At 64.2% G+C, this 7,222-nt stretch carries 6 protein-coding genes; 1 reads left to right on the forward strand and 5 read right to left on the reverse strand.

Going from position 1 to position 7,222, the window contains the following annotated elements:
- The 4 genes from O7A61_RS30040 to O7A61_RS30055 form a co-directional block, all read right to left on the reverse strand.
- A partial coding sequence (locus O7A61_RS30040) for a helicase-related protein (RefSeq protein WP_337132838.1) occupies positions 1 to 3,135 on the reverse strand: 3,135 nt, incomplete at its 3' end.
- A 298-nt stretch (positions 3,136 to 3,433) separates the two neighbouring features.
- On the reverse strand, positions 3,434 to 3,670 hold the full coding sequence (locus tag O7A61_RS30045; RefSeq protein ID WP_337132839.1) for a hypothetical protein: 237 nt from the start codon (positions 3,668 to 3,670) through the stop codon (positions 3,434 to 3,436).
- A gap of 197 nt (positions 3,671 to 3,867) precedes the next feature.
- Entirely contained in the window at positions 3,868 to 4,593 is a 726-nt protein-coding gene (gene phbB, locus O7A61_RS30050; protein ID WP_027141832.1) for an acetoacetyl-CoA reductase, read from the reverse strand.
- A gap of 121 nt (positions 4,594 to 4,714) precedes the next feature.
- Positions 4,715 to 5,893 carry an acetyl-CoA C-acetyltransferase gene (locus O7A61_RS30055; protein ID WP_337132840.1) on the reverse strand — a complete coding sequence of 393 codons (1,179 nt, stop codon included), beginning with the start codon at positions 5,891 to 5,893 and terminating at the stop codon, positions 4,715 to 4,717.
- Between the two features lie 296 nt (positions 5,894 to 6,189).
- Here O7A61_RS30055 and phaR point away from each other — a divergent pair, with 296 nt between their 5' ends.
- On the forward strand, positions 6,190 to 6,798 hold the full coding sequence (gene phaR / locus O7A61_RS30060) for a polyhydroxyalkanoate synthesis repressor PhaR (RefSeq protein ID WP_027141834.1): 609 nt from the start codon (positions 6,190 to 6,192) through the stop codon (positions 6,796 to 6,798).
- A gap of 20 nt (positions 6,799 to 6,818) precedes the next feature.
- Here phaR and O7A61_RS30065 read toward each other — a convergent pair.
- A partial coding sequence (locus O7A61_RS30065) for a citrate/2-methylcitrate synthase (RefSeq protein WP_337132841.1) occupies positions 6,819 to 7,222 on the reverse strand: 404 nt, incomplete at its 5' end.

Genomic DNA, 7,222 nt, shown 5'->3' on the forward strand with positions numbered 1-7,222 from the left:
GGGACGGTCCGCGGGCGCGCCTGTTGCCGGTGCGCCGGCGGCATCGGCCGTCGCGTTGCCTCGGCCGCGCGCCTGTCCGTTCTGCGGGCGGTTGTTGCGGCCGTCGCGATGGCGCGGACGCTGGTCAAAGCGACCTTGGCGCCACAACAGGATCGGCTTTGGCGCTTCGGCTTCCGGCGCGGGTTCGCCGGCGGCTTCCGCAGCCGCAACTGGTTCGGTGACTTCCGTCGGCGCGGAGGCCTCGACGGTCGGCTCCGCCGCTGCGGCGTTCTCTTCTGTGGGCGCGGCGTCAATCTCGGCAGTTTCAGGTTCGGCCTGCGGTTCAACCGGCGCCGGCTCGACCGATTCAACGGCGGCTTTGGCTACCGGCGCCTGTTCGCCGGCAACTTCGGCCGTGGCTTCCGCCTGTTCTTGCGCGACAGGCTCTGCTGCCGTTTCCGCGATGACCTCGGCCGGAGCTTCGATGGTGGCCTCGGCGGCTGCCGTTGCCGAACCCTCGACCGCTGCCTCCGCGGCCGCATCTACAGCGCCGGCTTCCGTTACCGCGGCTTCCACTGCCGCCTCTTCCGCCGCCTTGGCCTGTTCCGCGCGGGCTGCCTCTTCGGCTGCCTGCTTGGCTGCGGCGGCTTCCCGCGCGGCAGTGTCCTGCGCTTCCAGCCGTGCCTTGACTTCAGCCGCGGGTTTCGGCTCGGCGCGATAGCCTAGGCCCTTGAGGATCTCTTCCATGTCGTCGGCGGTGGCGCCGAGGATCGACATCATCGGCGGCGTCACCATGAAGGACTGGCCGTCATAGGCGCCGTCCGGTCGTTGGCCGAGGCCGGGCTTCCAGTTGGTCGCCGGGCGAATCAGGTCGGCCAGCCGCTCGAGAATGTCGATGCGTACGGCGCGGCGGCCGAGATTGCGGTAGCCGGCAAGCTTGTAGAACGCCTTGTCGAAGGCCGGATCGATGACCACCGAGGTGCGGCCCGACGCCAGCGCATGGACGACGTCGCCGAAGCCAGGCTTGTCCTTGCCGTCGTTCTTCAGCGCCCACAGCAAGGTCACCAGTCCGGCGGGTGCCGGCTTGATCAGCGCCGGCACGAAGACGTGGTAGGCACCGAAGCGCACGCCGAGCCGGCGAAGTGCCGCGCGACCTTCCTGGTCGAGCGACTTCATCTCCTCGGCGATGTCGCGGCGATTGATGAGGCCGAAATTCTCGACCAGCTGGAAGGCGATACCGCGGCCGATGCCGGAAATCTGCTCGGCATTCTTCAAGTCGACCAGCGGCTTCAGCAGGGATTCGATCTGGAAATTGACGAAACGTTCGGCGCGCGCGGCGACCTTGTCGCGCGCCGGGCCGGTCAGCTGTTCGTCGGCCAAAAGCACCAGGCGTGGCTTAAGCGCGTCCTCGCCCGAAACCAGCGCGCCGATCGGCGCGCCGATCCAGCGCAGCGTGCCGTCCGAGCCGAGCGCGAGATCGCCATTGGCGCAGGCGCCGAAGCGCTCCGCGCGTGCCTCGAATTCGGCGGCCAGCGCCTTTTGCGCGGCCGTGCGCACGGCCTTGGCGTCCTCGCCGCCGGCAGTCTGGTCGGCGGTGAAACGGAACCCTTGCAACTCGCCGACATGATGGCCTTCGACAAGGACGGTTCCGGTAGGGCTGATTTCGGCTTCAGGCATGGTATTTTCTCTAAGGCGCCGCATGAGGACGGAAGTCCTGCGGTCTACGAAGCGTTTCGTCAACCGCTCATGCAGCGCATCCGACAGTCTGTCTTCGATTTCGCGCGTCTTTTCCCGCCAGTGTGCCTGATCGGCCAGCCAGCCGGGCCGGTTCGACACGAATGTCCAGGTGCGGATCTGGGCGATGCGGTGCGACAGCGTATCGATGTCGCCCTCGGTGGTGTCGGCGCGGCGCACCTGCTCGGCCATGTAATTCTCGTCGACATGGCCATGCCGGGCGAGGTCCATGTAGATCGAGGCGATGAGATCGGCATGCTGGGCCGGCGCAATCTTGCGATAGTCCGGCAGCGCGCAGGCTTCCCACAGCAGCGCCACGCGCTTGGCATCGGTTGCGAGCGCGCGGATGCCTTCGTCGCGGGAGAGATGTTCGAGCGCTTGCGCATCGACGGCAGGCAGCGCGCGTGTCAAGCCTTCGACCGGAGCGTTGGTTTCGATCGATCGCTTCAGCGCATCGAGGCTGGCGAAATTGAATTGCGCGGTGCGCCATTGCAGCACCTTCACCGGGTCGAAGTCATGGCCCTCGATCTTCTGGACCAGATCCTCGTCGAGCGGATCGACCTGGCCGGTGACGCCAAACGTGCCGTCGCGCAGATGCCTGCCGGCGCGGCCGGCGATCTGGCCGAGTTCGGCCGCCGTCAGATTGCGGTACTGGTAGCCGTCGAACTTGCGGTTCTGGGCAAAGGCGACATGGTCGAGATCGAGGTTGAGCCCCATGCCGATCGCGTCGGTGGCAATGAGGTAGTCGACATCACCCGACTGGAACAGCGCGACCTGGGCATTGCGGGTGCGGGGTGACAGCGCCCCGAGGACGACGGCCGCACCGCCCTGCTGGCGGCGGATCAACTCGGCGATGGCGTAGACCTCGTCGGCGGAGAAGGCGACGATCGCGGTACGCCGTGGCAGGCGGGTCAATTTCCTGGAGCCGGCATAGGACAGATGCGACAGCCGCGGCCGCGTCACCACCGAGACGCCCTTCAGCAGCCGCTGGAGGATGCCGTGCATGGTGGCCGCGCCGAGCAGCAGCGTTTCCTGGCGGCCGCGCAGATGCAGGATACGGTCGGTGAAGATATGGCCGCGCTCGAGGTCGCCGGCCAGTTGCACCTCGTCGATGGCGACGAAGGCGGCATCGGTCTCGCGCGGCATGGCTTCGACGGTGCAGACCGAATATTTGGCGCCTTGCGGCTGGATCTTCTCCTCGCCGGTGATCAACGCCACCTTGTGGGCGCCGACCTTCTCGCAGACGCGCGTGTAGACCTCGCGGGCCAGCAGCCTCAGCGGCAGGCCGATGACGCCGGTTTCGTGCGCCACCATGCGCTCGATGGCGAGATGGGTCTTGCCGGTGTTGGTGGGGCCAAGCACCGCGGTCACGTCGCGGCCCGACAGGATCAGCGGCTCGGTGTGTTTCTGCTGGATGTTCATCGGCTCGGAAATAAGGCTTTCTGGCCTCTCGTGGTCGGGAGCGTGCCTGGACGGCGCGTATGACAGCCGACACATAGGGATTTCGGGCGCGAAGCGAAAGCGGAATGTTCCAACCGGGTTCCGAAGACGTCCGCGTCAGCCCGCAAATCAGCCCCTGCTTAACAGTTGGAACGAGTCTGGAACGAATCAGCGACGAATCGGTGACTCCGTCAGGTTCAGCTTTTGTTCACGGCTAGATATGGATTTTGTGACCTCGAGTCTCACCACATGCTGAATCACCGGATTGGCCCGTTTTATGCTAGGCGGGCTTTGCCGTTAATCTTTGCCTGTGAACGATGCGGGAGGATCGGTATGCCCCGCTCAAGCTTCTGAAATCGTTAATCTTTCTGAACTCGACATTAAGGAATAGCAGGCGATCGCGGCCATTAATGTTAACATTGCGCTCAAAGCCGGAACGAATCGGCGACAAATCAGCGTCAGCGGTTTTTTCTCCTTTTGTTCCCCCAATATCCTGTGTTGTGAACAGCTTATCCACCGAGAATCCACAGGCTTGACCACAGGGTTTCGCACAGACGCGCTGCCGCCATTACCTTTGCGTGCCGGATTGGAGCATCGCGCCACAGCGAAGCCTTCCCAAAGAGCAAACGTCATTTGAAAGCGGACCGATTTCCCGGTCCGCTTGTTGGGGGACACGCGTCGATCCCCATCAGTTGGCTGCGGTGAGAAGACGTCTCAGACGAAGTACTGGCCACCGTTGGCGGTGAGGGTCGAGCCGGTGATGAAGCCGGCGTCTTCGGAAGCGAGGAAGACGACGCAGCGCGCGATCTCTTCCGGTTCGCCAAGGCGGCCGACGGGGATTTGCGGGATGATGCGTTCGTTGAGCACTTTCTCGTCTATCGCCTTGACCATCTCGGTGGCGATGTAGCCGGGGCAGATGACGTTGACGGTGATGCCCGCGCGCGCGCCTTCCTGCGCCAACGCCTTCGAGAAGCCGATGTCGCCGGCCTTGGCGGCGGAGTAATTGACCTGGCCGGCCTGGCCCTTCTGTCCGTTGATCGAGGAGATGGTGATGACGCGGCCGAATTTGCGGTCACGCATACCGCTCCACAGCGGATGCGTCATGTTGAAGACGCCCGACAGATTGGTGTCGATGACCTCTTTCCACTGCTCGCGCGTGATCTTGTGGAACATGGCGTCGCGGGTGATGCCGGCGTTGTTGACCAGCACCGAGACCGGGCCGAGGTCGGCCTCGATCTGCTTGATGCCGGCGGCGCAAGCGTCATAATCGGCGACCGACCATCTGTAGACCGGAATGCCGGTTTCGGCCTTGAATTTCGCCGCCGCATCGTCGTTGCCTGCATAATTCGCGGCAACCGAATAGCCGGCAGTCTTCAAAGCGATCGAGATCGCCGCGCCGATACCGCGCGATCCACCCGTGACGATTGCAACTTTGGTCATGTGTCCTCCCTTTGGTCGGAGGGGCGAATAGGGAGCAGCCAATAGCGAATGGGGATTTGATGTCCCGCAGCACTGAGGCCGTTCTTCCCTATTCGCTCCTCCCTATTCGTTACTGGCTAGGTTAAATCGCTTCGACGCACATGGCGACGCCCATGCCGCCGCCGATGCACAGGGTGGCCAGTCCCTTTTTGGCGCCGCGTCGGCGCATCTCGAAGACCAGCGTGTTGAAGATGCGGGCGCCAGACGCCCCGATCGGGTGGCCGATGGCGATGGCGCCGCCATTGACGTTGACGATCGCGGGATCCCAGCCCATGTCCTTATTAACGGCGCAGGCCTGCGCGGCGAACGCCTCGTTGGCCTCGACAAGGTCGAGATCCCCGGCCGACCATCCGGCCCGCTCCAAAGCCTTGCGCGAGGCGGGAATGGGTCCGGTGCCCATGATCGCCGGATCGACGCCGGCGGTTGCCCAGGACGCTATCCGCGCCAGCGGGGTGATGCCGCGCCTGGCGGCTTCCGCTTCGCTCATCAGCAGCGCACCGGCGGCACCGTCATTGATGCCGGAAGCGTTGGCCGCGGTCACGGTGCCATCCTTGTCGAAGGCCGGCTTCAGCTTGGTCATGGCATCGATCGTAGCGCCGTGACGGATGTACTCGTCCTGATCGACAACCGTGTCACCCTTCTTGCCCTTGATGGTGAAGGCGACGATCTCGTCCTTGAACTTGCCGGCCTTCTGCGCGGCCTCGGCCTTGTTCTGCGAGGCCAGCGCGAACTGATCCTGGTCGTCGCGGGTGATCTGGAACTGGCGGGCGACGTTCTCGGCGGTGTTGCCCATGTGGTAGCCGTTGAAGGCGTCCCACAGCCCGTCCTTGATCATGGTGTCGATCATCTTGTAGTCGCCCATCTTGACGCCGGCGCGCAAGTGCTCGGCGTGCGGCGACAGCGACATCGATTCCTGGCCGCCGGCGATGATCACCTTGGCGTCACCGGTGGCGATCTGCTGCATGCCGAGCGCGATGGCGCGCAGGCCCGAACCGCAAACCTGGTTGAGGCCCCAGGCGGTGGTCTCCTTGGGCAGGCCGGCCAGGATCGAGGCCTGGCGGGCCGGGTTCTGGCCTTGCGCCGCGGTCAGCACCTGGCCGAGGATGACCTCGTCGACCTCGCCCGCCTCGACACCGGCACGCGCCAAAAGTTCTTTGACGACGACGGCGCCGAGTTCATGCGCGGGCGTGGCGGCGAAGGCACCGTTGAAGGAGCCTACGGCCGTGCGCGCGGCGCTGGCAATGACGATGGAAGCGGACATTTTCTTCTCCAGACTTCAAGGGTGTTGTTGTGCCGTTGAGGACTTTTCTTGCCCTTTCGCAACCCCAAGTCAAACCGGAAATCGGCATGACGCCCATGCGCCGCAAGCAGGCCAAGCCTCGCCGCCCCGGTGGCCCAGCCGCTGCTGCGCAGCATATTTAGCCTGCCATGCAGCATTATATGATCCCGCAGTGCACAAACTGCTTGGAATTGTGAGGCTTTTGCGCATATCCTCAAAAAGGGCGCAATCGTTACCGGCTGCTTACTCAGGCGTGCCGGTGTCCGGGGAGGATGCAGATGGCCGCAAAAGACGACCCGATCATTATCAAGAAATACGCCAACCGCCGCCTCTATAATACGGGGACGAGCACCTATGTGACGCTCGAGGATTTGGCCGAAATGGTCAAGAAGGGCGAGGAATTCACCGTCCAGGACGCCAAGACCGGTGACGACATCACCCATCCGGTGCTGACCCAGATCATTTTCGAGCTGGAGAACAAGGACGGGCAGAACATGCTGCCGATCCCTTTCCTGCGCCAGCTGATCGCCTTCTACGGCGATCAGATGCAGATGATCGTGCCGAGTTTCCTCGAACAGTCGATGATCGCCTTCTCAAAGGAACAGGAGCGGTTCCGCGAGCAGATGAAGGGCGCCATCGGCAAGTCGCCGCTGGACGTGATGAAGATGGCGACGCCGATCAAGGCGCTGGAAGAACAGACGCGCCGCAACATGGAAATGTTCCAGAATGCGATGCGGCTGTTCACGCCATTTCCGCCTCCGGGCTCGGCGCCCGCCGCGGCTCCCGCCGAACCGGCCAGGAAAGAAACGCCGGAAAAGCCGGACGATCTGCAACAGCTGAAAGACCAGATCGCGGCCATGCAGCGCAAGCTCGACACGATGTCGTAAGCGCATAGCGCTCACGACATTTATGGCAGCAATCCTTCATAGCGGCCGCGCGGCCGGATGATGCTGCCGCTCACGATCTGTTCGACCATGTGCGCGGCCCAGCCGACGCTGCGTCCAAGCGCGAACAGGTGAAACGGTGCATCGCGCGGCAAGCCGAGGCCGCGCGTCAGCACGGCCAGGGCAAAATCTATGTTCGGTTGAGCGCCGGTCGCGGCAATGGCGGCGGTTTCCAGCGACCGCAACGTCTCGTCGGTGTTGTCGAGGCCCGCCAGAAGCGCTGCGGCCCGGGGATCGCCCTCGGGATAGAGCGGGTGGCCGAATCCCGGCAGTGGCCGGTCGTGGCCAAGCCAGCGCCGGATCGCGGCATCGGCGCCATGCCGCGCCGCGTCTTCGGCGAGTTGCATCACGGCTTCGCCAGCGCCGC

Source organism: Mesorhizobium sp. Cs1321R2N1 (assembly GCF_037179725.1).
Classification (GTDB): domain Bacteria; phylum Pseudomonadota; class Alphaproteobacteria; order Rhizobiales; family Rhizobiaceae; genus Mesorhizobium; species Mesorhizobium salmacidum.